Annotated in this window: 17 protein-coding genes and 1 tRNA gene; 9 read left to right on the top strand and 9 right to left on the bottom strand. The window is 67.0% G+C overall.

Features of this window, described 5'->3' with window-relative positions:
• Positions 1-34 precede the first annotated feature (34 nt).
• A complete protein-coding gene (locus VFY73_RS15260; protein ID WP_329720196.1) occupies positions 35-1171 on the bottom strand; it encodes an MFS transporter in 1137 nt (378 codons plus the stop codon).
• Positions 1172-1241: 70 nt separating this feature from the next.
• Here VFY73_RS15260 and VFY73_RS15255 point away from each other — a divergent pair, with 70 nt between their 5' ends.
• Both VFY73_RS15255 and VFY73_RS15250 read left to right on the top strand, forming a co-directional pair.
• Positions 1242-2132, top strand: coding sequence for a LysR family transcriptional regulator (locus VFY73_RS15255; RefSeq protein WP_329720194.1), 891 nt, complete (start codon positions 1242-1244; stop codon positions 2130-2132).
• 128 nt (positions 2133-2260) lie between these two features.
• Entirely contained in the window at positions 2261-2854 is a 594-nt protein-coding gene (locus VFY73_RS15250; RefSeq protein ID WP_329720191.1) for a lytic polysaccharide monooxygenase, read from the top strand.
• A 146-nt stretch (positions 2855-3000) separates the two neighbouring features.
• Here VFY73_RS15250 and VFY73_RS15245 read toward each other — a convergent pair whose 3' ends face one another.
• The 5 genes from VFY73_RS15245 to VFY73_RS15225 form a co-directional block, all read right to left on the bottom strand.
• A complete protein-coding gene (locus tag VFY73_RS15245) occupies positions 3001-4323 on the bottom strand; it encodes a TRAP transporter large permease (protein ID WP_329720189.1) in 1323 nt (440 codons plus the stop codon).
• Positions 4324-4343: 20 nt separating this feature from the next.
• Positions 4344-4832, bottom strand: a complete 489-nt coding sequence (locus tag VFY73_RS15240) for a TRAP transporter small permease (RefSeq protein WP_329720187.1) — start codon at positions 4830-4832, stop codon at positions 4344-4346.
• A gap of 31 nt (positions 4833-4863) precedes the next feature.
• A complete protein-coding gene (locus tag VFY73_RS15235; protein WP_329720185.1) occupies positions 4864-5910 on the bottom strand; it encodes a TRAP transporter substrate-binding protein in 1047 nt (348 codons plus the stop codon).
• A 234-nt stretch (positions 5911-6144) separates the two neighbouring features.
• Complete coding sequence (locus tag VFY73_RS15230) at positions 6145-6894, bottom strand: SapC family protein (RefSeq protein WP_329720183.1); 750 nt, start codon at positions 6892-6894, stop codon at positions 6145-6147.
• 1 nt (position 6895) lies between these two features.
• Positions 6896-8203, bottom strand: coding sequence for a hemolysin family protein (locus tag VFY73_RS15225; RefSeq protein WP_329720181.1), 1308 nt, complete (start codon positions 8201-8203; stop codon positions 6896-6898).
• 128 nt (positions 8204-8331) lie between these two features.
• On the opposite strand from VFY73_RS15225, the gene VFY73_RS15220 reads away from it, so the two are divergent.
• From VFY73_RS15220 to VFY73_RS15190, 7 genes are all read left to right on the top strand, one after another.
• Positions 8332-9153, top strand: coding sequence for a symmetrical bis(5'-nucleosyl)-tetraphosphatase (locus VFY73_RS15220; protein WP_329720179.1), 822 nt, complete (start codon positions 8332-8334; stop codon positions 9151-9153).
• Positions 9154-9362: 209 nt separating this feature from the next.
• The gene (locus VFY73_RS15215; protein WP_329720177.1) at positions 9363-10619 is read left to right on the top strand and encodes a parallel beta-helix domain-containing protein; all 1257 of its coding nucleotides are present in this window, start codon (positions 9363-9365) and stop codon (positions 10617-10619) included.
• Between the two features lie 10 nt (positions 10620-10629).
• Positions 10630-11802 carry an SO2930 family diheme c-type cytochrome gene (locus tag VFY73_RS15210; RefSeq protein ID WP_329720175.1) on the top strand — a complete coding sequence of 391 codons (1173 nt, stop codon included), beginning with the start codon at positions 10630-10632 and terminating at the stop codon, positions 11800-11802.
• An 18-nt stretch (positions 11803-11820) separates the two neighbouring features.
• The gene (locus tag VFY73_RS15205; protein ID WP_329720173.1) at positions 11821-14319 is read left to right on the top strand and encodes a TonB-dependent receptor; all 2499 of its coding nucleotides are present in this window, start codon (positions 11821-11823) and stop codon (positions 14317-14319) included.
• 72 nt (positions 14320-14391) lie between these two features.
• Positions 14392-16623, top strand: coding sequence for a sensor histidine kinase (locus VFY73_RS15200; RefSeq protein WP_329720171.1), 2232 nt, complete (start codon positions 14392-14394; stop codon positions 16621-16623).
• 174 nt (positions 16624-16797) lie between these two features.
• Positions 16798-16887, top strand: a tRNA-Ser gene (locus tag VFY73_RS15195).
• A gap of 338 nt (positions 16888-17225) precedes the next feature.
• Positions 17226-18602, top strand: a complete 1377-nt coding sequence (locus tag VFY73_RS15190) for a hypothetical protein (protein ID WP_329720168.1) — start codon at positions 17226-17228, stop codon at positions 18600-18602.
• A gap of 76 nt (positions 18603-18678) precedes the next feature.
• Here the strand turns inward: VFY73_RS15190 and VFY73_RS15185 are convergent, their stop codons facing one another.
• From VFY73_RS15185 to VFY73_RS15175, 3 genes are all read right to left on the bottom strand, one after another.
• Positions 18679-19134, bottom strand: coding sequence for a hypothetical protein (locus tag VFY73_RS15185; protein WP_329720166.1), 456 nt, complete (start codon positions 19132-19134; stop codon positions 18679-18681).
• Between the two features lie 240 nt (positions 19135-19374).
• Positions 19375-19602 carry a hypothetical protein gene (locus VFY73_RS15180; RefSeq protein ID WP_329720164.1) on the bottom strand — a complete coding sequence of 76 codons (228 nt, stop codon included), beginning with the start codon at positions 19600-19602 and terminating at the stop codon, positions 19375-19377.
• 319 nt (positions 19603-19921) lie between these two features.
• Positions 19922-21910: a serine hydrolase domain-containing protein gene (locus VFY73_RS15175; RefSeq protein ID WP_329720162.1), complete on the bottom strand. Its 1989-nt coding sequence runs from the start codon at positions 21908-21910 to the stop codon at positions 19922-19924.
• Between the last annotated feature and the right edge of the window lie 72 nt (positions 21911-21982).

The raw sequence follows: 21982 nt of genomic DNA, 5'->3' as shown, positions 1-21982 counted from the left end.
CTGCCGGGGCTCGGCTGGCTCGCGTTGGTGCCGCTTAAAGGCGAATCGTCAGCGCGGCCGCCAGCGCCACCGCAACCATCGCGACACAGGTTGGCGCCATGCCGATGGCGCCAACCGCCACGCCCAGCAGCGCCGGGCCGGCCACGGCGCAGCCATGAAGCATCAGGTGGCGCACGGCCAACGTGCGGGTGTGCGCCGAGGGGTTCGAGCGTTGATGCAGCAGCGACAGCACGGGGCTCAGCGAGAGTCCCAGGCCCATGCCGGCCACGGTCTGCGCCACCGCATGAACCCACCATGGCCAACGCCCGGCAAAGCTCAACAGCCCCAGCATGGCCGCGGCCATCGACAAGCGCACCAGCGTCGCCTCGGCCACCCGAGGCAACAGCCGCGGCCCCAGCAACCGGGCCAGCAAGACGCCCAAGCCGAGCAGCGACACCACCAGCGTCAGCTGCGCGGCGGGCCATGCCTCGGCATGCGCCCGCAAGATCACCAGCGTGGCCAGGGCGTTCCATGAAACCGAGATCACCGTCTCGGCCGCCAGCACCGCCCACACGCCGGCCCCGAGCGGCGCCCGAACGGCGCCGGCACGCGGACGGGGCGCCCGCATAGGCCCCGCCGGCCAGGCAACGGCCAGCAGGACCCACGCCGCCAGTGCCAACCCGCCGAGCCCGATCAGGCACGCCGCCTCGCCGCCGACGGCCAGCGCGGCGCCGGCGACCAAGGGGCCACCGCAGGCCGAGAGTGCCGTGGCCAGCGAAAAGCGCTCGTAGGCCCGCGCATCACCGGCGGCCAGACATTGCCCCAGCACACGCTGCGCGCTGATCGCCGTCATGCTGTAGCCGACCCCCACACCCGCCGCCAGCACGAAGCGCACGACGATGCCGCCGGCCAGCCCCCCACCGAGCAGCAACCCCGCACTGAGCACCAGGCCCCAGGCCGCGACGCACCGCGCGCCCCATCGCTCGATCAACGCAGCGATCGGCAATGACAGCATCGCCGGCGCCAGCGCCTGAACGGCGATCAGGGCGCCGGCCATCGACGGGCTGCCACCGCCTTGCAGCGCGAGCAAGGGCAGCACGGTGCGCGCGCCGCTCATCGCCGCGTGGTGAAGCATGCAGACCACCACGATGCGCTGAGAAGACTGGCCCCAAGGGACTCGAAGTGATCGCATGCCACCGATGCTGCCCGCCCCGACTACATTTGAAAATTGAAATGTTCGGATGGATACATCAGGAATTTCTATGCGTGAACTCAAGCTTGATCAGTTGCGCACGCTGGTGACGGTGGTCGAGTTGGGCAGCTTCACGCTGGCCGCGCGTGCGCTGCACCTGTCACAACCCACCGTCAGCCTGCACGTGGCCGAACTGGAGAAGCGCCTGGAGCAGCCACTGCTCGTGCGCGGCTTTCGCCAACTGACGGCCACGCCGGCCGGTGACGAGCTGGTGCGGCGCGCGCGCCGGCTGCTGCGCGAGGCAGACGACGCCGTCGAGGCCGTGGGGCGCCTGCGGGCCGACGCACGGGCACGGTTGCGCATCGGCGCATCCACCGGCGGGTTGTCGCGCATGTTGCCGACGGTGATGCGCGAGCTCAGCGCCGTCTGGCCCCGCATGCAGCTGGAGCTGCGCACCGGTCGCTCGCCCGAGTTGCTGGACTGGCTGGCCGCCGGATCCGTCGATCTGGTCCTGGTGGCCGAGCGCGAGGCCCTGCCCGACACCGTGGTCGCCCTGCCTTGGCACCGCACCCCGCTGGTGGCGCTGCTGCCGCAGGCGTGGCAGGTACCCGCGCAGGTCACCCCGGCATGGCTGGCGACGCGCCCGCTGATCGTCAACGAACCCGCCACCCACATCCATGGCCAGGTCATGGGCTGGTTTGCGCAAGCCGGGCTGCAGCCCACGGTGCGGTTGGAAATGCCGTTCGAGGAGGTGGCCGCCGGCCTGGTGGGCGCCGGCTACGGCGCCGCGCTGTTGCCGGCGCGCCCTGACTGGACGCGCGTATCCGACACCTTGCACGTCCGACCTCTGCGCCCGGCGTTGCAGCGCAGCGTCGTGGTCTGCCACCGCAAGGCCGAAGAGCCCGGTTCGCTCGCGCTGCAAGTCGCGGCGGCCATCCGTCGCCTGCAGCCGGTGGACTGAAAGCGCTCACATCGGGCACCGAGATACCTCTGCTTTCAAATACCAAAGGGGAACCAATAGAAGACCTCTTGCACACCAATGTAGTGGTTTCGACAATGCCGACGCGACCCAAACCACGAGGAGACCTCATGAACCTGCCCCGCCTCGCCTTGCTGGCCATGAGCGCCGCGTTGCCCCTGTCGGCCGCTGCCCATGGCTACATCAGCGCACCCGAATCCCGCGGTTACCAGTGCAAGCTGGGTGTCAACACCAACTGCGGCGCCATCCAGTGGGAACCGCAAAGCCTGGAGGCCCCGTCGGGCTGGCCGGCGGGCGGCCCGCCCGACCAGCACATCGCAAGCGCCGGCCACGACAGCTTCGCTGAGCTGGACGTGCAGACGAAGACACGCTGGGCCAAGCGCAAGATCAACGCCGGCCAGAACAACTTCACCTGGACCTTCACCGCCAACCACGTCACGCGCAACTGGCGCTACTACATCACCAAGGCCGGCTGGAGCCGGGCCCAGAAGCTGACCCGCGCCTCATTCGAGAGCACCCCGTTCTGCACCGTCAACGGCAACATGACACAGCCGCCGATGCAGGTCACGCACAGCTGCAACGTGCCGTCGCGCAACGGCTACCACATCATCCTGGGCGTCTGGGAGATCGGCGACACGACGAACAGCTTCTACAACGTGCTCGACGTCAAGTTCCCGGCGGCCACAAGCCAGGCGACGGACTGACAAGGCAGCCGAGATCGGCCCGGGTGCACCGGGCCGATCCGGCGGCAGGCCCAGCGCGGCGTCGGCCACCTTGAGTGGCCATCACATCCTTCTCACGCAGACGACGGGCCCGCTGCCGGGTTCCTTGATCCCCTCGGGGGACGGGCTCAGTACAACCAGCGCACAAGCCCCAGGCAAAGACTGGGGAAGAACAGCATCGCCACCGTACGGACCACGTCGGTGGCGAGGAACGGCAACACGCCCTTGTAGGTCTCGCTCATGGGCACGTCCTTCGCGATGCTGTTGACCACGTAGACGTTCAGGCCCACCGGCGGCGCCGTCATGCCGATGCCCACCGTCATCAGCACCAGGATGCCGAACCAGATCGCCTTCATCTCGTGAGGCAGGCCCCACAGGTCCAGGCCCATGATGGCCGGGAACAGCACGGGAATGGTCAGCAGCATCATCGACAGCTCGTCCATCACGCAGCCGAGCGCCACGTAGAACAGCATCACCGCGCCGACGATCACGAGCGGTGCGACGTGCAGGTGCGCCACCCAGTCGGCCAGCAGGCGCGGCATCGCGGTCAGCGCGAGCGACGCGTTCATCATGTCGGCGCCGAGAAAGATCATGAACACCATCGCCGAGGTCTCGGCGGCGCCCAGGAAGCTGCGCACGATGCCGGCCCGGTCCAGCTCGCGCCGCGCAACGGCCGCGACAAAGGTGCCCAATGCACCGACCGCCGCGCCCTCGGTGGGCGAGAAGACCCCGCCGTAGATGCCGCCAAAGACGATGATGAAGATCGCGACGATCGGCCACACGCCCAGCAGCGCGTGCCAGCGCCGGCCCCAGGGCACCGGCTCGCTCGGCGTCGCCAACGCCGGCCGCCAGCGGCAGACCAGCCCGATCACGGCCAGGTAGCCGAGCGTCGCCAGGATGCCGGGCACCAGCGCGGCAGCGAACAGCTTGGCGATGTTCTGCTCGGTCAGGATCGCGTAGACCACCAGCGGCACCGATGGCGGGATCAGGATGCCCAGCGTGCCACCGGAAGCCAGCGTCGCCGTGGCCAGACGGCCGCTGTAGCCATGCGCCTTCATCTGCGGATACGCCACCTGGGTGATCGTCGCCGAGGTCGCGACCGATGAGCCGCAGACTGCGCCGAAGGCCGCTGCGCTCAGCACCGCCGCCATCGCCAGCCCGCCGCGAATGTGGCCCACGAACGCCGCAGCCGCCTGGAACAACGAACGCGACAAGCCGCCCTGCGTCGCAAACTGGCCCATCAGCAGGAACAGCGGAATCACCGACAGGTCGTACACCGTCAACCGCGCGACGGCCGATCCTTTCAACAGATTCAGCAGCGCCTGGTCGTTGGTCATCGCCCAATACCCCAAGGCGCCGGGGATGAACATCGCTGCGGCGATCGGTACGCGCAGCGCCATCAGCACCAGCATGCCTGCGAACATCAGCAGGCCCATCCACAGCGGGTCCATCGTCCCTCGTTGTCAGTTTTCTAGTTCTCGACCAGCGGCCCGCCGCGCCAGCAGCGCCAGGCCTGTACCAGCGCGATCAACCCGCTCAGCGCCAGGCCCGGCGCGAGCGAGGCGTAGGCCCACCACATCGGCAGGCCCAGGATCATCGAGGTTTCGCCGGCTTCGCGCACCGCGATCGCGCCGACACTGGTGCGCCACGACAAGAGCGCGCACATCGCCGCCAGCATCAAGGCGCCGAGCGCATCGAGCCGGCGGTTGACCCGGTCGGGCAGCCGCTGGGTGAAGAAGTCGACGATGATGTTGGCGCCGTGCAGCTGCGCCCACGGCAGGCACAGTGAGATCGACAGCGCGATGCCAAGCTGCGTCAACTCGACGTCACCGGCGATCGGGCGCGACAGCAGCGCGCGCATCACGATCGAGGTGACGGTCATCGCCGCGACGACGCACGCCACGCCGCCGCCCAGCACCGCAAAGCCCAGCGACAGCTGTCGCAGCGTTCGCCCGGTCACTGCCGCGCCATAGGCCTGCGGTGAACCCCCGTCATTTGGCCACCTTGTACTTGGCCAGCAGGTCCTTCGCGTCCTGCAGCATCTGCTTGGCCGGCATGCCCTTGCCTTCGATCTCGGCGACCCAGCCGATGTACATCGGCGCCGAAGCCCTGACCCAGTTGTCCAGCTCGGCTGCCGGGATCGTGTACAGCGTGTTGCCGCGGTCGATGGCCGCCTTGCGGCCCGCGGCCTGGCTGTTGTCCCAGATCTTGCCGATCGACTGCGAGAAGCTCCCGCCCGAGTTGTCGTCGATAATTTTCTTCAGCTCGGGCGACAGGCTGTCGTACTTGGCCTGGTTCATCGCGAAGATGAACACCGCGCTGTACAGCGCCGGCCTGGCGGGGTCGGTCTCGCTGTCGTACTTGACCAGCTCGTGCAGCTTCAGCGACGGCATCACTTCCCATGGCAGCAGGAAGCCGTCGATGGTGCCCTTGCTGACCGCATCCGGAATCGCCGGCAGCGGCATGCCGACCGGCGACGCACCGAGCGCGGCCAGCAGCTTGTTGGTCTGCCGGGTCGGTGCCCGCAACTTCAGGCCCTTGAAGTCGGCCATCGTCTTGACCTGCTTGTCGCGGGTGTGGATGTAGCCTTCGTCGTGGACCCAGGTCGCGAGGATCTTGGTGCCGGGAAATTCCTTCAGCGCGTACTTCTGCAGGTAGTCCCAGGCCGCATGCGCCCCGGCTTCGGCCGAGTTGCACATGAACGGCAGCTCGAAGACCTCCATCGCCGGGAAGCGACCGGCGGTGTAGCCCGGCAAGGTGATGACCAGATCATCGACGCCGTCCTTGACACGGTCCACCAGCTGCGGCGGGGTGCCCCCGCCGGACATCGCCGGCAGGATCTGGCACTTCATCTTGCCGCCCGATTCCTTCGCGATCTTGTCGCACCACGGCTGGATCAGGTTCACCGAGGCCATCGCCTGCGGGTTCCAGATGTGGTGGAACTTCAGCGTCACCTCTTGCGCGGCGGCGGTGCTCGCCATCAACGCGCTGCCGGCCAGTGCGGCCAGCCAAACCAGCGGGCGGTGGATCGTCTTCATCGGGGCTCTCCTCAAGAAAACGCAGGGCCGTTCCCGAGTTCCTTGATCCCCTCGGGGGCGGACTCGGCTCGCCGAGTCCTGGGGCACTCGGTACCGGCATCGACTGCCGCGGCAGCTTACGCTGCGCGTGTGCGGCACCCTAGCGGGGAACACCCCATTTCATGAGAGAGCAGGCGATAGCTGCTATGCCGGGCGGGCATGCCGCCGGGCATGGCGGGTCGCGGCCTGGGCGAGTTACTTCGCTTCGCCCGCGCGCTTCTCGACGTGGATTTCGAGCAGGCGGCTGATGTTGCTCATCGAAGCCATGTGGAAGTGCAGCAGCGCCAGCAAGCCGGTACGTTGCAGCTCCAGCACTTCGGCGTCGTTCAGGTTCTTCAGGCGCTCTTCATCGACCGCCATGAAGCCGTCGATCGACAGCGGCGTGCCATCCGGCAGGGTCGCGTCGAACCGCTTGTCCTGCAGCAGATTCATCTCCATCATCTTGCGCCCGGCCAGACGCGTGCGGTCGACCTCGACCTCGATCTTCTCGACGAACTGGCGCACCTCTTCGAGGTAAGGCGTGGCCTCGCCCTTCTCGTCGAACAAGGCCTGGCCTTCGGTCTGGGAGAAGACCGGGCTGGTCTCGTCGAAGCAGACGACGAACTGCTTGTCCGGCGTCGGCGCCATCGCGAACGGGTAGGCGCGCAGCAGCGCCGGCACATAGCGCGCGTTCCAGCGGCCGTGGCGATAGACCAGGTTCTCGCCCTTGAGCAGGCCGAACACCGTCACCGGGGCGCAGAGCTCCTTGCCCTGCTCGTCCTTGCCGGCACGCAGGAACAGGATGGGGTATTCCTTGCACGCGTCGGCAAACTCGGCCGCAGTGATGAAGAAGGCGTTCAGGTGGGCGGTCGCGTCCAGCGCGCTCATCTCGCGACGGATCTTCAGGTTCCGGTGCGCGACACGGTCCAGCGCCATCGGCTTCTTGTGCAGCTCGGGGTTGATCACTTCAGTTCTCCAAACTCTGTACAGGCCCCGGCTGACGACTTGCCAGCACCTTGTCGACCCGTTTGCCATCGAGGTCCACCACCTCAAACCGCCAGCCCTCCCATTCCACCTGGTCGGTGGTGTGGGGCAGCCGGCCCAGCAGCAGCATGATCATGCCGGCCAGGGTGTTGTAGCGCCCGCGGTCTTCCTCGGGCAATTCCTTCAATTCGAGCCGGTCCTTCAGTTCGGGGACCGGAATGAGGCCGTCGATCAGCCAGCTGCCGTCGGACCGCTGGACGGCCCACGAACCTTCGGCGGCCTGGCTACCGAACTCGCCGGTGATGGCTTCGAGCACATCTCGCACGGTGATCACGCCCTGCACCGCCCCGTACTCGTCGACCACGAACACCAGCTGGGCACCCGAGTTGCGGAAGTGCTCGAGCAACTCCATGCCCGACAGCGTTTCGGGCACGAACACCGGCGCCTCCAGATGGTCGCCCAGCAGGGCCACACGGCCCGCGGCCAGTGGCTTGAGCAGGCGGTGGGCGCTGACCACCCCGATCACATCGTCGAGCCCGCCGCGGCAGACCGGGTAGCGCGAATGCTCTTCGTCGGCGATGACATTCAGCACGTCGTCGATCGACGCATTGGCGTCGAGCCAGCGGATTTCGGCGCGCGGAATCATCATCGAGCCGATTTGCCGGTCGTCCAGCCGGAACACGTTGCGCACCATCTGGTGCTCCTGGGCTTCGATCACGCCGGCGTCGAGCCCTTCTTCCAGGCTGGCGGCGATCTCCTCTTCGGTCACGCTGCGCGCCGGGCCACCGCGCACGCCCATCAGCCGCAAGATGCCCTCGGTGCAGGCGGCCAGCACAGCCACCAGCGGCCGCGTGGCGGCCGACAACCATTCCATCGGCGGCGCCACCAGCCGGGCCACCGTCTCGGGGTACATCTGGCCCAGGCGCTTGGGTACCAGCTCGCCGAAGATGATCGACAACACCGTGATGATCAGCACCACCAATGCGGTGGCGCTGACATCCGCAGCGCGTTGCGAAATCGGCAATGCGCCAAGCAGCCAGGCCGACAACGGCCCCGAGAACGCCGCGTCACCGACGATACCGTTCAGCACGCTGATCGACGTGATGCCGATCTGCACCGTCGACAGGAACTTGGTCGGGTTGTCGTGCAAGTCGATGGCCGCCTGGGCACCGGACTCGCCCGCTTCCAGCATCACTTGCAGCCGCGCTTTACGGCTGGCCGACAAGGCCATCTCCGACATCGCGAACAGCCCGTTGAGCAGAATCAGGAAAACAAGTAGGGCGAAGTCCATGAGGGGCGGGCGAAGCACGGTCCGCGCCGCGGGGAGGGGAAGAAATGGGGCGAGAGCGTAGCAGAATCAGGCAATCATCCCCATTGCGGCCAATCGCGATGGCAGCCATTTCCGGAACAAGACACCAGATGCACTATCTGATCGGCGACCTGCAAGGCTGCTGCGACGCCTTCGAACGCCTGCTCGCCGTGATCGGGTTCTCACCCTCACGCGATCGTCTGCACGTGCTGGGCGACCTCGTCAACCGCGGCCCCGGCTCGCTTGCCGTGCTGCAGCGCCTGCAGGGTTTTGGCGCGAGTGCCGGCTATCTGCTGGGCAATCACGACCTGCATCTGCTCGCGGTGGCCGCCGGCGTGCGGCCGCCGCACAAGCGCGACACGCTGGTGCAGATACTCGATCACCCGCGGCGCGAAGCACTGCTCGACTGGCTGTGCCAGGGCCGGCTGGCCGACCACGCCGAAGGCTGGCTGCTGGTGCACGCCGGCGTGGTGCCGCAGTGGAACACCGCGCGCACGTTGGCGCTGGCCGGCGAGGTCGAGACGATGCTGCGTAGCCCGGCGCTGCGCGAGTTCCTGCCGCAGATGTACGGCAACCAGCCAGCCCAGTGGGACGACACACTGGCCGGCGTTGACCGTTGGCGCTTCATCGTCAATGCGTTGACGCGCATTCGTTTCTGCAGCGCCGACGGCACGCTCGAGTTCGACAGCAAGGACAGCGCCGACACCGCGCCGGCCGGCTTCAAGCCCTGGTTCGAGCACCCCGGGCGCGCGAGCGCCGGCGAGCCGATCGCGTTTGGCCACTGGTCGACGCTCGGGCTGATCAACCGACCCGATCTGCTGGCGCTGGACACCGGCTGCGTCTGGGGCGGCGAGCTCACTGCGGTACGGGTCGATGGCGGCCGCCGCGAGGTGATCCAGGTGCCCTGCTCGCAGGCCCAGCCACCGGGCTGATCGGCGGGTCGATGGAGGGCCCGCATGGCCGCACCGGCCATGCAAAGGCGTCTGCCTGCCGCTGACGTGAGCGCGATCCACGTCACCGGGGAAACTCCGTAAAGCCGCAAAAGATAGTCTTTGCTACATTCTTTCGCAGAGCAGGCGCCACGCTGCCGCAGGCCAACGCCCGGCCGCCGCAGGCGCTTGCCAATGTGCGAGGACACACCATGCGCAACTCCCGTTGGGGCCGCGGTGCCGCGGCCCTGGCCGTGCTGGCCGCGATCGGTTTCGTCGGCTGCGGCAAGACCCGCCCCGACGGTGGCCAGCGCGCCGGTGACCTGGCCGTCGACACCGCGTTCCAGAAGAAGCTGCAAGAGCAGTTGCTGGATGCGAAGCCCGGCTCGGTGATCGAGGTTCCCGCCGGCAGCTACCACCTGGATCGAGGTCTGTCATTGCGCGCCAACGGCGTCACGATCCGCGGCGCCGGCATGGACAAGACCATCTTGTCGTTCCGCGGTCAGGTCGCCGGGCCCGAAGGGCTGTTGGTGCAGGCCAGCGACTTCACGATCGAAGGCCTGACGCTGGAAGACAGCCAGGGCGACGCGCTGAAGATCAACGACGGCGAGAACATCACGATCCGTTCGGTGCGCGTGCGCTGGACCGATGGCCCGAAGACCAGCAACGGCGCTTACGGCATCTACCCGGTCAAGACGAAGAACGTGCTGATCGAGGACTCGCAATCGTTCGGTGCGTCGGATGCCGGCATCTACGTCGGCCAATCGAAGAACGTGATCGTGCGCCGCTGCCGCGCCGAGCAGAACGTGGCCGGCATCGAGATCGAGAACACGATCGATGCCGACGTCTACGAGAACCTGGCCACCGGCAACACCGGCGGCATCCTCGTGTTCAACATGCCCAACCTGTCGCAGCCGGGGCACTCGACGCGCATCTACAAGAACCGCGTCGAGCTGAACAACCTCGCCAACTTCGGCGCCAAGGGCACTGCGGTGGCCAGCGTGCCGGCCGGCTCGGGCGTCGTCATCAACTCGAACAACAAGGTCGAGATCTTCGACAACGACGTGGTCGACAACCGCACCGCCAACGTCATCATCTCGAGCTACTTCTCGACCGGCTACTACAGCGACAAAGGGGTCGAGCCCGGCTACGACCCGTACCCGAAGGCGATCTACGTGCACGGCAACCGCTTTTCCGGCGGCGGCGATTCGCCCGACGGCATGGACCTGAAGGTGCTGAAGACGGCGATGTTCGGCTTGAACGGCCGCTTCCCCGATGTGCTGTGGGACGGCTACGCCGACCCCAAGGCCAGCGGTGTGGCCGAGGCGCGGCTGTGCGTGAACAACGGCAAGGTCGAGGTGCTCAACGCCGACGGCCCGGGCAAGTACAAGAACCCGCGCGTGGTGACCGAAGAAATGCGCTGCGAGCTGCCTCCCTTGTCACCGGTGACCCTGCCGCCGAAGACCTGATCGCATCCCGATGTTGTTGTTGCATCGCCTGGCCGTCGCTCTCGGCCTGTTGAGCCTGCTCGCCGGGTGCCAGCGGACACCATCCCTGGTGAACTTCGTGGCCGAAGGAAAGCCGGCCACGCTGGCCGAATGGCACGTCGTCGAGTCCGACGGCAAGCGCCTGTCGCTGAACGCCGGCGTGCTGCCGTATGACCTGAACACGCCGCTGTTCAGCGACCATGCGCACAAGCTGCGCACGGTCTGGATGCCGGCCGGCCAGGCCGCGGCCTACCACGAGCAAGAGGCCTTCGACTTTCCGGTCGGCACCATCCTCAGCAAGACCTTCTACTACCCGAAGGTCGATGGTGCCTCCGCAGCGTCGGGCCAGGTGCGCCAGACGGCCGCCACGCTCGCCACATCACCGTCGCTGGGGTTGGACCTGTCGCAGGTTCGCCTGATCGAGACGCGTCTGCTGGTACGGCGTGCCGATGGCTGGGTGGCGCTGCCCTATGTCTGGAACGACGCGCAAACCGAAGCAGTGCTCGAGCGCACCGGCGACCAGAAGGCGCTCGAACTCGTCGACACCGCCGGTCACCACCAGCGCTTCGCCTACGTCGTGCCGGATGAGAACCAATGCGCCTCGTGCCATGTGGTGAACCTGAAGAGCAAGGTCTTCACGCCGATCGGTCCGAAGGCGCGCCACCTGAACCGCACGATGGCGTATGCCGAAGGCGAAGAGAACCAGTTGGCCCGCTGGCAACGCGCCGGCTTCCTGACCGGCTTGCCGAACGCCAACGACCTGAGCACCCTGCCGCGCACCGCCAATTGGGCCGACGTCAAGCTGCCGTTGGCCGACCGGGCGCGCGCCTACCTCGACGTCAACTGCGCGCACTGCCACCAGGCCAACGCGACCGCCAGCAACACCGCGCTGCGGCTGGATGCGTTCGCACCTGTCGATTGGCAGATGGGCCTGTGCAAGCCACCGGTGGCCGCTGGCAAGGGCACCGGTGATCGCCTTTTCGGCATCGTGCCGGGCCAGCCCGACGCATCGATCATGGCCTGGCGCATGGCCAGCACCGAAGGCGGCGTGATGATGCCCGAGCTGGGCCGCAACACCGTGCACGAAGAGGGGCTGCGCCTGGTACGGCAGTGGATCGCCTCCCTGCCCGGTCACTGCCGCCCGCCCGAGCCGAACAAGCTTTGACATCCTGGAGGAGACACCATGGCCCGACGCCCCACCCAGACACCCCTGCACCGCACCGCGGTGGCTGTTGCAGCGCTCGGCGCGATCGCCAGCCTGCCGCACCTGGCGTGGGCCCAGGCGGAACCGGTGAAGAAGGAGGCAGCGACCGCAGACAACCAGGTGACGGTGGTCGAGGTGACGGCACAGGGCCGCAAGCAGGAAGTGCTGCAGGTGCCGATCTCGATCCAGCTGATCGGGCCGGAACAGATCGCCAAGCTCGGCTCGGTCAACATCGCCGAGGTCTCGGCCTTCGTGCCCGGTCTGCAGATCGACGCGACCGAGCCGACGCAGCCTAACTTCACACTACGTGGACTGGGCACCGCCGACTTCGGCATCGGCACCGACTCACCGGTGGGCGTGTATGTCAACGGCGTCTACACCGGCAAGACGGGCGGCGCGATGCTGAACTTCAACGACATCAAGCGCGTCGAGGTGTTGAAGGGCCCGCAGGGCACGCTGTTCGGCCGCAACAGCGCCGGCGGTGCCATCTCGGTCGTCACCAACGACCCGACCGGCAGCTTCGCCGCCAGCGGCCTGCTGCGCATGGGCAACCACGCCACCGTGCACACCGAGGCGATGGTGAACCAGCCGCTGGGCGACGACTGGGCCGTGCGCTTCTCGTCGGTCACGCAGCGTCGAGAGGGCTGGACCACCAATGCCACCACCGCACGCCGTGCACCGCAGGACAACGCCTGGGGCGCCCGGCTGGCGCTCGGTTGGCATCCGGGTGGCGCCACCAGCGCGGTGCTGAGCTGGGAGCATGAAGACCTCGACCAGCGGCCACGCCCGGTCTGGGCCTTGTCACCGGTGACACCGATCACGGCGGTCGACAACGAGGGCCACCTCGACACCTCCTTGTTCGTCGACCCGCGCAAGCAGCCGCTGCACAACGATGTGGTCAACGGCCGCGAAAACCGCCTGTTCGACGGGCTGACGTTGCGTGTCGAGCACGATCTCGGCTTCGCCGCCTTCAGCAGCCTGACCGCCTGGCGGCAGTTCAAGACCGAAAACCTGCAGGACAACGATGGCACCGACAACATCGCGTCGCACCTGTCCACCGGCAACTTCGAGCGCAACAAGAGCTGGCAGCAGGAGTTCCGGCTGGCCGGCAACAACCCGATGGTGGACTGGCTGGTGGGCCTGAGCCTGTCGGGCGAAGACGCCAAGCAGACCAGCCAGATCAACACCTACACCAACTCCATCGACACGCTGGCCGCGCCACCCGCTTATGGCGAGCTGCCCTCCCAGGGGCCCTACGCCAGCATGAACCAGCTGGCCTTGTTCGCCGGCTTCCCGGACATCGACCTGCTCGGGCAGACCTGGCAAGAGAACATGCACAACACCGGCGACTTCAAGGCGCAGGCCTTGTTCGGCGACGCGATCTGGCACCTGGGCGCCGACACCAACCTCACCACCGGCATCCGCTTCACCCGCGACGAGAAGAAGTTCAGCTGGCACAACCCGCTGCACTCGTCTCCCGGCCTGGTGCCGCAACTGGCCCTGTTCACCGACGACTTCTTCGCGCAGATGGTCGCCGCCGGCGTGATCACGCAGGAGCAGTCGGACGGTCTGCAGGCGGTGGTGGACCTCAGCCAGTTCGGCAACCTCGAGTTCGACAACACGCAGTGGATGGCGGCGCCGGTGTATGCGAAGAAGAGCTGGACCAACGTCTCGCCGCGCCTGGTGATCGACCACCATTTCGGCAAGGACACGATGGTCTTCGGCTCGGTCACGCGCGGCTACCAGGCCGGTGGCTTCAACTCGGTCAGCACCGATGTCCAAGGCGGATCCTTCGGCCCCGAGACGGTGACCAACTACGAGATCGGCATCAAGGGCCGGCTGGCCAACAGCGGCCTCAGCTATGGCGCCTCGCTGTTCCATTACCTGTTCAAGAACCTGCAGTCGATCAACCTGTTCCATCCGCAAGACGGCAGCATCCCCTACTACGGCATCACGGTGAGCGACGTGCAGGCCACCGGTGCCGACCTGGAAGCGCAGTGGCAGCTGTCGAAGGAGTTTCGACTGTTCGGTTCGGCCGAATTGATCGACCAGACCTACAAGGCGCAGCGCAACCGGCCCGAAGGCAGCAACGACCTGACCGGCCAGCCGTACGGCACACCCACCACCTCGCTGACCGCGGGCTTCGACGTGCAATGGGCCCTGGGCGGCGGCAATCTGAACTGGTCGCTGCAGGGTTCCTACCTCGGGGCGACCCGCTGCAACGACGATTCCGAAATGCAAGGGGCCTGCCTGAAGGCGCCGGGCTTCCGTGTCGGGGAAGCGCGCCAGCGTGTCGACACCCGCCTGGGCTGGGAGGCCGATACACGCCAGTGGGGTGTCGCATTGATCGTCAACAACCTGTTCGACAAGCAGTACGTGCAGTTCCTGAGCAACCTGTCGGCGCCTGTCGGCTCGCCCTACTATGCCGGCTTGAGCGAGCCGCGCCACATCCAGCTCGAGGTCAAGGTCAAGCTGTAGCGGCCGGCCGCGCCGGCCGGGCAAAGGGCATTCCTGCTTGACCGGCCCGGCTGCGGCGCCGAGCATTGCGCCATGTCGTTTTGGCGCTCGCGCTCGATCCAGGCTCGCATTCAGCAGTTGGTCCTGGTCTGCGTGATTCCCGGTTGGCTGCTGCTGCTGGCGCAAAGCCTGCTGACCTACCAACGCGAGCGCGGCACCGAGCAGGTCCGCGCCTGTCACACCGCCCGCACCCTGGCCAATGCGCTGGAGGCCGAGCTCGACAGCCACGTCGTCGCGCTCCAGGCGCTGGCCACCTCGCCGCTGTTGACCTCGCCGACACAGCCGGCCGATCTGCTGGCCTTTCGCGAGCAGGCCGAGCGGGCCCTGCCCCACCTGGGCGGAGAGACGCTGGTGCTGACCGATCCAACCGGCCGGCAGTTGTTCAACCTGCTGCGCCCGGCCGGCATGCCGCTGCCGCTGCTGGGCCCGGGTGTGTTCCCCGCCAACGCCGACGCCACCCGGCCGATGGTGTCCGACATGTTCGCCGGCTCGGTGAGTCAGCACTCGCAGGTGGCCGTGCATGTGCCGGTGCTGCGCGACGGGCAGCTGAGCTATCGCCTGACGCTGATGCTCGGCCTGCAGCGCCTGGCTGACTTCCTGCGCCGCCAGAACCTGCCCGAAGGCTGGATCTCCAGCGTGCTGGATCGGCGCGGCATCACGATGGCCCGCACGGTGTCGCCGGAACGCTTTGTCGGCCTGCCGGTCGTGCCTGCCCTTCTCGACCATGTGCTGCACGACGAATCGAGCTGTTTCCTGACGACCTCGCGCGAGGGCGTCCAGGTGTTCGCAGGCCACGCGCGCGCCCCACGCTACGGCTGGTCGACGACGATCGGCGTGCCGGAGGCCGCGCTGACGGCCGATCTGCGCAAGCGGCTGGTCACCTCCAGTTCGGTGGCCATGCTGATGCTGCTGGCCGGGTTGCTGCTGGCCAGGCTGCTGAGCCGACTCGTGGCCGAGCCCATCCGTGCGCTGGTTGCCCCTGCGCTGGCGATCGGCAGCGGGCAGCAGGTCGAGATTCCCGAGCCGTCGATGGACGAGGCAAGGCAGCTGACCGACGCACTGCGCCAGGCACAAGACCTGCTGCGCCAGCGGCAACGCGCACGCTCGCACGCCGAGACGGCGTTGCAGCAAAGCGAATCGATGCTGCGCCACGCGCTGCAAGCCGGTCGCATGGGTGTGTGGGAACTGGACCTGAGCAGCAACGAGCTGCGCCATTCGCCCGACCATGACCGTTGCTTCGGTTACCCGCAGGGTGCGCCCCGCTTCACGCTGGAAGACTTTCGCCGGGCCGTGCATCCCGACGACATCGAATGGGTGGCGGAGTCTCAGGGCAAGGCGCTCCGGGAGGGCCGGCCCCTGCACATCGACTTCCGCGTCGTCTGGCCCGATGGCAGCGTGCATTGGATGTCCAGTCACAGCCAGGTGATGACCGGCGACGACGGCAGGCCCACCCGCATCGTCGGCCTGGTGGTCGACATCACCGAACGCAAGCACGCCGAGGAGCTGCGCCTGCGCAGCGTGGCGCTGGAAGCCGAGAATCGTCAGGTCCAGGAGGCCAATCGCCAGAAGCGCGAATTCCTCGCCAACATGTCGCACGAGCTGCGCACGCCGCTGAACGCGATCGTCGGTTTTGCCGACCTGCTGCGGCTGTCACCGCCGCCGCCGGGCAGCACCAAGCAGGCCGAATACCTCGCGCACATCGCCGGTGGCGCACAGCACCTGCTGCAGCTGGTCAACGACGTGCTGGACCTGTCGAAGGTCGAAGCCGGGCGTTTCGAGTTCTTTCCAGCGGCGGTCGATCTGCCGGCGCTGGTGGACGAAACGCTGGCCATGTTGCGCGCCGAAGCCGAACGCAAGCACATCTCTCTGCACACCGAACTGGAGCCGCTGCCCGACCTTTGGCTGGACCCGGCACGCCTGAAGCAGGTGCTGCTGAACTTCGTCTCCAATGCGGTCAAGTTCACGCCCGAAGGCGGCCGCATCGTCGTGCGCGCCATGGCCAGAGGATCGAACGGCTGGCACCTGGAGGTCGAGGACAACGGCATCGGCATCGCGGCCGAAGACCAACCCAAGTTGTTCTCGCAGTTCGCCCAGTTGCGCCAGCGCATCCGCCCCATCTACGGCGGCACCGGCCTCGGCCTGGCGCTGACGCGCCAGCTGGTCGAGCTGCAAGGCGGCCAGGTCGGCGTTCGCAGCCAAGCCGGCGCCGGCAGCACCTTCTTTGCCGATTTGCCGAGGAAGGCCGTGACCGGTGCGCTACAGTAGCGGCCTTCGTCAGGCGGGTTGGATAATCCGTCTTCTGACAAGGAAGCGTGGCCGAGCGGTTCAAGGCACCGGTCTTGTTCAATGGCCGCCACGCGGGCATTGCGCCGGAACTCATATCGCGCAGCGATGTGGGTGCAGGCAAAACCGGCTGACAGATAATCAGCGTTCTCTCCAGGAAGCGTGGCCGAGCGGTTTAAGGCACCGGTCTTGAAAACCGGCGAGGGTTTATCCCCTCCGTGAGTTCGAATCTCACCGCTTCCGCCAGGAGCCGGGGCATCCAGGCTTCGCCGCGGGGCTCCAGCTCGCGGCACCACCTGCCATCCGGCCTCCCCGCCGCTGTCGAGGAGTGCCCGACCACCAGTCCGAAGTTGTTCCATGAGAACGCTTCGCGCAGACGACGCCATCGCGAGGATTTCGCGTTTCGTGGTTCTGGCGACAGATGAACTCTCCTTGTGCGACTGCGCCGCCGATGAGGGCTTGCGCCCTGTCGGACCTAACTCTGTGATTCAATGCCATGGATCGATGTGCGCCGTTCACGGCGCATGATCTGTCTGCGAACCCCGCGCAGTGAGTCGTCGACATCGACCGAGGAGTCTGTCCCCATGTCCGCTTCACGTCACCGTTGGAGCCCGGCGCTGGTGGCCGTGGCGGCGCTCATCGTTTGCCTCGACACTCCAATCGCGGCACATGCCGCGATTTGCCCCATGGCCTGGTCGCCGGTGCAGGTCGTCCGCGCCTCGGACGGCGACCTGAACGTGCGTCCACAGGTCGGCGTGGACGCTGCGGGCTGGGCGATGGCGGTCTGGACCGAACTGGATGCCGGGGCGACAGAACATATCCTGTTCGCCCGCCGACCGCCGAAAGGCGTGTGGAGTGCGCCGCAGGAAGTGTTCCAGTCGACGGGCCTCGTGCCGGTCAGTTCCGAGCTGGATCTGGCAGTGGGCGCCGGCGGGCACGCCTTGCTGACTTGGCGCCGGCAAGGCTTTGCGGACGACGTTCCCTGGGTGACCAGCTTCGATCCGAACGCCGGGTGGGCGGCCCCGGTGGCGCTGCGCGTTCCCACCGAGAAGGGACCGTCACCTGCCAGCGTGGCGGTGAACGCACGGGGCGAAGGCGTGGTGAGCTGGTTGGCATCGGGCGGTGTCTACACGCGCATCTTCCAGCCGCTCGCCGGCTGGTCGGCGATCCATCGCGGCAGGGATTGGAAGGTCGGCATCGGTCCGACGTGGGGAACGCGCGTCGCGATGAATGACGCGGGCCAGGCCGTCGTGGCCTGGGAGACGTTGCGTCCACGGGCGATGCGCTTCGATCCGACGACGGGATGGCAAGCGCCGGAAACCCTGCTGGACCACGGCCGGGTGAACCAAGACCGAGTGCCTGAAGTGACCATCGCCCCCACTGGCGATGCTTTCGTCACCTGGGCCGATGAGGAGCACATGGGCGCCAACCTGGCGGTCTTCGTGTCGCACTTTCAACCCGCCAAGGGCTGGGCACCCGCCCAACGCCTGTCAGGGCCGAACTACCATGCGTGGTCGCCGGACGTGGCGACGAATGCACAAGGTCAGGCGCTGGTGGCGTGGAGTGTCGAGCGCCCGCGGCCCCAGACGCGTCTGGAAGCCACGCTCTACCGGCCCGGCACCGGTTGGGGGCCGGTCATTGCCGTCTCGGAGATCGGGGGCAGCTTCAGTCAGGTCGAAGCCGACCTGAGCGACATCGGCATCGCCACGATCACATCGCGCCACTGGGACGATGACCTGAGCATGATCCTGATGTCGTACACGATGCAGCGCAAAACCCACTTGATCGAGGTGACGCGGCACGAAGGCATGAACCCGAACCACGACGTCGCCGGTCAGGGCAATGGCGGACAGGTGCTCAGCGGCGTCGATTGGTCGGGGCAAGAAAACGCGCTGGGCCGGCGCGGCACCTTGCAGGCTCGGGTGCGCGAGCACCGTTGCGACGCGGCGACCGGCCGTTGAAGACATGCTCTCGCAGCCGGGGGCGACGTGGGTGGCCGGCCGATGCCCGCTTCCATGACACCTCTGGGACCCGCCACTATGGGCTCCCGCCAGCGCGCGCCGTGCCGAACACATACCCGAGGATCGATGTCAGCACCGGCAGCAGCAGGTTCATCAGCAGGAACTGGCTGTAGCCTAGCCAGAAGTCGCGATTGGCGTGACGGATCTGGGCCAGGCGCGTCAAGAGATCGTTCACCTGCTTGAGCGTCTCGGGTTCGCTTGCGGCCGCGTAGTGGTGTGCGGCGCGCTCGATCAGCAACTGGGTCGAGGCCACTTCGGGTGGCTGGACAACGTACTCGCTGAACCCGATCAAGGCCAGCAACAACACGGCCAGCACGCCGATCATCCCGAGCACCCACGAAGCCAGTCGCAGACCGCTGCGCTGCAGGCCGGTCATGTCCGCATAGGTAGCGCCCGGAATGGCCGCCGGCGTGGCCAATCGGGCGTCATCGACCTCCAGTCTCGACGGGACGGCTTCCAGAGTCGTGTCCATGCGGCGCCTCCTTGACTGGGACTCGCGGCGGAACTGCTTCCCTGCAGTGACGGGTGTCCAAAAACAATGGCGTGTCGTCGTCCCAGCGGCCGTGGACGGGTCGCGGAACTATCACCCTGACTTCGTTGGAATCGTCCATGCGGACCTTGCCAGCTTCTTGAAAGCTGGAAGCAAATTCAGGACCGCACGCGCATGACAGCTTGGCCGCGCGCGGCCTTTTCTCTTAGACGGTTGAAGGGCTCAAACGGTTGACCTAACTCCATTCATCAATGAACGCATTGCCAGACGCGTCACGTCTTTGCCGTCTGGTCTTGCCGAAAAAATTTGCCGACCATTCTTCTTCTCTTCTGCGGCCCAATTAAGCATCGTCAGCGCTTCTTCGACGATGTCTGTGTTTGTGCGGAGTCCGAGCGTGGACTTCAACTCCGCCATGATTTCATCTGGGACCTGCACGCGAACTTCGGCCATTGGGAACTCCTTCTGATGGGCGGTGGCTTCCCTGTTTTACGGAGAATATGAGCCGAATTTAAGCAGACTTCCGCCGCCAATAGTGGCAATTTTATCCAGTTTCGGTCATTTCTCCCTAGAAGAAGGGCCCTTGTCCTACGCTTTGGAGACGGCTCGCGGCAACGATGGGCACGACGCTTGCTCCACAAGCCGTTCGATTGCGTGGAATCGTGCTGCTGACGCGCCGGGCGTGCGGCCCGCTGCAGCAGGCCCTGGAGCCAACCGGCAGACACCCGTCGACGCGCCCCCCGCTGCACAAACGGGTGGCGCGCCCCGGGGATCAGCGCTCGACCAGCACGTATTCGTGCTGCGCGTCGCGCAAGGTCAGTGTGCGCTTGTCGTCCTTGCGGCCGACGACGAACTCCAGGCCGCTGAAGCCGGGCACCACTGTCAGCAGCGAATCGGTGCCGTCGGGGTTGCGGCGAGAGCCCATGTCGCTGGCGTACTCGCCAAAGTCGAAACGCAGCGCGTTGTCCAGCTGGCTGACCCGAATCTCGCCGAGCACCGGGTGGCCGTAGGTCTTGGCCAACCCCGTGGCCACCGCGGCGGCCGCCGGCACGGTCAGCAACTTGCGATCGGCCGCCAGCTCGTCATAGAAGGACTTGGCTGAAGCGCTGATCTGCGCGTCGGCCTCCGGCCGGCCGTCGAACAACACCTCCAGCAGCTTGCGGCGGAACACACTGCGCACCATCCACCCCGGGTCGGCATTGGTCAACACCACCGCGCCGACGTTGTGCTCGGGCAGCCACATCATGTCGCTGTGGAAGCCGATCATGTCGCCGCCGTGGTGAACGACCGGCGTGCCGTAGACCGTGTTGACCTGCAGCCCCATGCCGTAGGTGACGTCGGTGCTGACGGTCACTTGCGGCGCGCGCCGTGCCATCAAGACATCGCGCGACAGCAGCTGCTTCCCATCCGGCAGCCGGCCACCATCGAGCTCCATCTGCACGTAACGCAGCACGTCGTTGACCGTGCTCCATGCGCCGCCGGCCGGGCGCACGGGGATCACCGACAGGTTGGTGCGGTCCTCGGCATGGGTCATGCGGCCGTCGACATCGGGCGCATGGGCCGCTGCCACGTTGCCTTGCTTGGCCAGCTTGAAGTCATGCGTCGTGTTGGTCATCTTCAGTGGGCCGAAGACGCGCTCCTGCATCGCCTTGTCATAAGCCGCACCCAGCTCCATCTGCGGGTAGGCCACGTGGCCGCCGAGGTAGCCCGCCGCCGCGGCCATCGGGTTGGAGTACTGGAACAGCTCGCCGAAACCACTGGTCGGCTGCATCGTGCCCAACAGCGTCATCGCGCTGGCCGGCGTCATGTCCTTGAACTCGAGCAGCCATTCCAGGTCTTGCCGCGGCATGCCGGTGCAGGCGCAGATGAGGTGCTTGACCTTGACCTGCCGGGTGGTCTGGTCGCTGCCGAGCTTGAACGACGGCAGCAGGCTGACTGCCGTCGACTCCCAGCCGATCTTCTGCTCATCGACCAGCGTCGCGAGCATCAGCGTGGCCATCGCCTTGGTGTTCGAGGCGATCATGAAGCGGGTGTCGCCGTCGGGCCGGCCCTGCTTGCCCATCTCTTTCACGCCGAAGCCGCCCGAATAGACGACCTTGCCGTCTTGCACCAGCCCAAGCGCCACGCCCGGCACGCCGGTGGCAGCCATGGCCCGCTCGATGAAGCCACCCAGGTCGGCCAGGCGCGCCGCGTCGAGCCTGTTCGCTTTCTTGCCGGCGAACGATTCGCGCTGATAGCCCTTGGGCAACAGCTTGCCGAAGACCTGGCCGACCTGAGCGCCCCGCTTCTCGCCGACATCGCCGGCCATGTCGTAGATGATCACCGTCCACAGCTTGTTGGCGCGGCGCACCTCGGCCGACACGTCGCGCCTCTCGTTCGGCGAGGTTTGATAGCTGAAGCCCTGGCGGTCGCTCCAGCCGTCTTTCGGCGCGATGGGCGTAGCCACCTTCAATGGCCACTTGGCATCGGGCTTGTACGCGGCCCAGGCTGCGGCCAGCGCAGCATTCGCGTCCGGCGCGTCGATGTCGATCAGCGCCAGCCACGAGCCCCCCTCGGGCGCCTCGAGCAGCGTCGCCGGGCCCCGCACACTCAAGCGCCAGCCGACCGGCGCGAGGAAGGTGTTGCCCGCGACCGTGGCGCTCGGCGTGTCCTTGACCAGCGCGGCAGGCGCAGCCGCGGCGACGGGCGCCACCGGGGCCGCAACGGCCGCACCGAGCCACGGCAAGGTGAGGGACAGGACAACGCTTTGCAGGGCTCGCATGTGGGGCCGCTCCTCTTTGGATGAATGTGGGCGCCATCATGCAGGCCGAGCCGCCTTGCGTACACCCGTGCG

Source organism: Ideonella sp. (assembly GCF_036277275.1).
Taxonomy (GTDB): Bacteria; Pseudomonadota; Gammaproteobacteria; order Burkholderiales; family Burkholderiaceae_C; genus Ideonella.
The sequence above is the reverse complement of the archived record's forward strand: the minus strand, read 5'-3'. Positions and strand labels throughout refer to the sequence as shown.

What these genes read in the sequence shown, in the direction of transcription:
- VFY73_RS15175 (WP_329720162.1), bottom strand. Translation starts at nt 21,910, where the DNA reads ATGCGAGCCCTGCAAAGCGTTGTCCTGTCCCTCACCTTGCCGTGGCTC.
- VFY73_RS15220 (WP_329720179.1), top strand. Translation starts at nt 8,332, where the DNA reads ATGCACTATCTGATCGGCGACCTGCAAGGCTGCTGCGACGCCTTCGAA.
- VFY73_RS15225 (WP_329720181.1), bottom strand. Translation starts at nt 8,203, where the DNA reads ATGGACTTCGCCCTACTTGTTTTCCTGATTCTGCTCAACGGGCTGTTC.
- VFY73_RS15210 (WP_329720175.1), top strand. Translation starts at nt 10,630, where the DNA reads ATGTTGTTGTTGCATCGCCTGGCCGTCGCTCTCGGCCTGTTGAGCCTG.
- VFY73_RS15205 (WP_329720173.1), top strand. Translation starts at nt 11,821, where the DNA reads ATGGCCCGACGCCCCACCCAGACACCCCTGCACCGCACCGCGGTGGCT.
- VFY73_RS15200 (WP_329720171.1), top strand. Translation starts at nt 14,392, where the DNA reads ATGTCGTTTTGGCGCTCGCGCTCGATCCAGGCTCGCATTCAGCAGTTG.
- VFY73_RS15180 (WP_329720164.1), bottom strand. Translation starts at nt 19,602, where the DNA reads ATGGCCGAAGTTCGCGTGCAGGTCCCAGATGAAATCATGGCGGAGTTG.
- VFY73_RS15250 (WP_329720191.1), top strand. Translation starts at nt 2,261, where the DNA reads ATGAACCTGCCCCGCCTCGCCTTGCTGGCCATGAGCGCCGCGTTGCCC.
- VFY73_RS15245 (WP_329720189.1), bottom strand. Translation starts at nt 4,323, where the DNA reads ATGGACCCGCTGTGGATGGGCCTGCTGATGTTCGCAGGCATGCTGGTG.
- VFY73_RS15190 (WP_329720168.1), top strand. Translation starts at nt 17,226, where the DNA reads ATGTCCGCTTCACGTCACCGTTGGAGCCCGGCGCTGGTGGCCGTGGCG.
- VFY73_RS15255 (WP_329720194.1), top strand. Translation starts at nt 1,242, where the DNA reads ATGCGTGAACTCAAGCTTGATCAGTTGCGCACGCTGGTGACGGTGGTC.
- VFY73_RS15185 (WP_329720166.1), bottom strand. Translation starts at nt 19,134, where the DNA reads ATGGACACGACTCTGGAAGCCGTCCCGTCGAGACTGGAGGTCGATGAC.
- VFY73_RS15260 (WP_329720196.1), bottom strand. Translation starts at nt 1,171, where the DNA reads ATGCGATCACTTCGAGTCCCTTGGGGCCAGTCTTCTCAGCGCATCGTG.
- VFY73_RS15235 (WP_329720185.1), bottom strand. Translation starts at nt 5,910, where the DNA reads ATGAAGACGATCCACCGCCCGCTGGTTTGGCTGGCCGCACTGGCCGGC.
- VFY73_RS15215 (WP_329720177.1), top strand. Translation starts at nt 9,363, where the DNA reads ATGCGCAACTCCCGTTGGGGCCGCGGTGCCGCGGCCCTGGCCGTGCTG.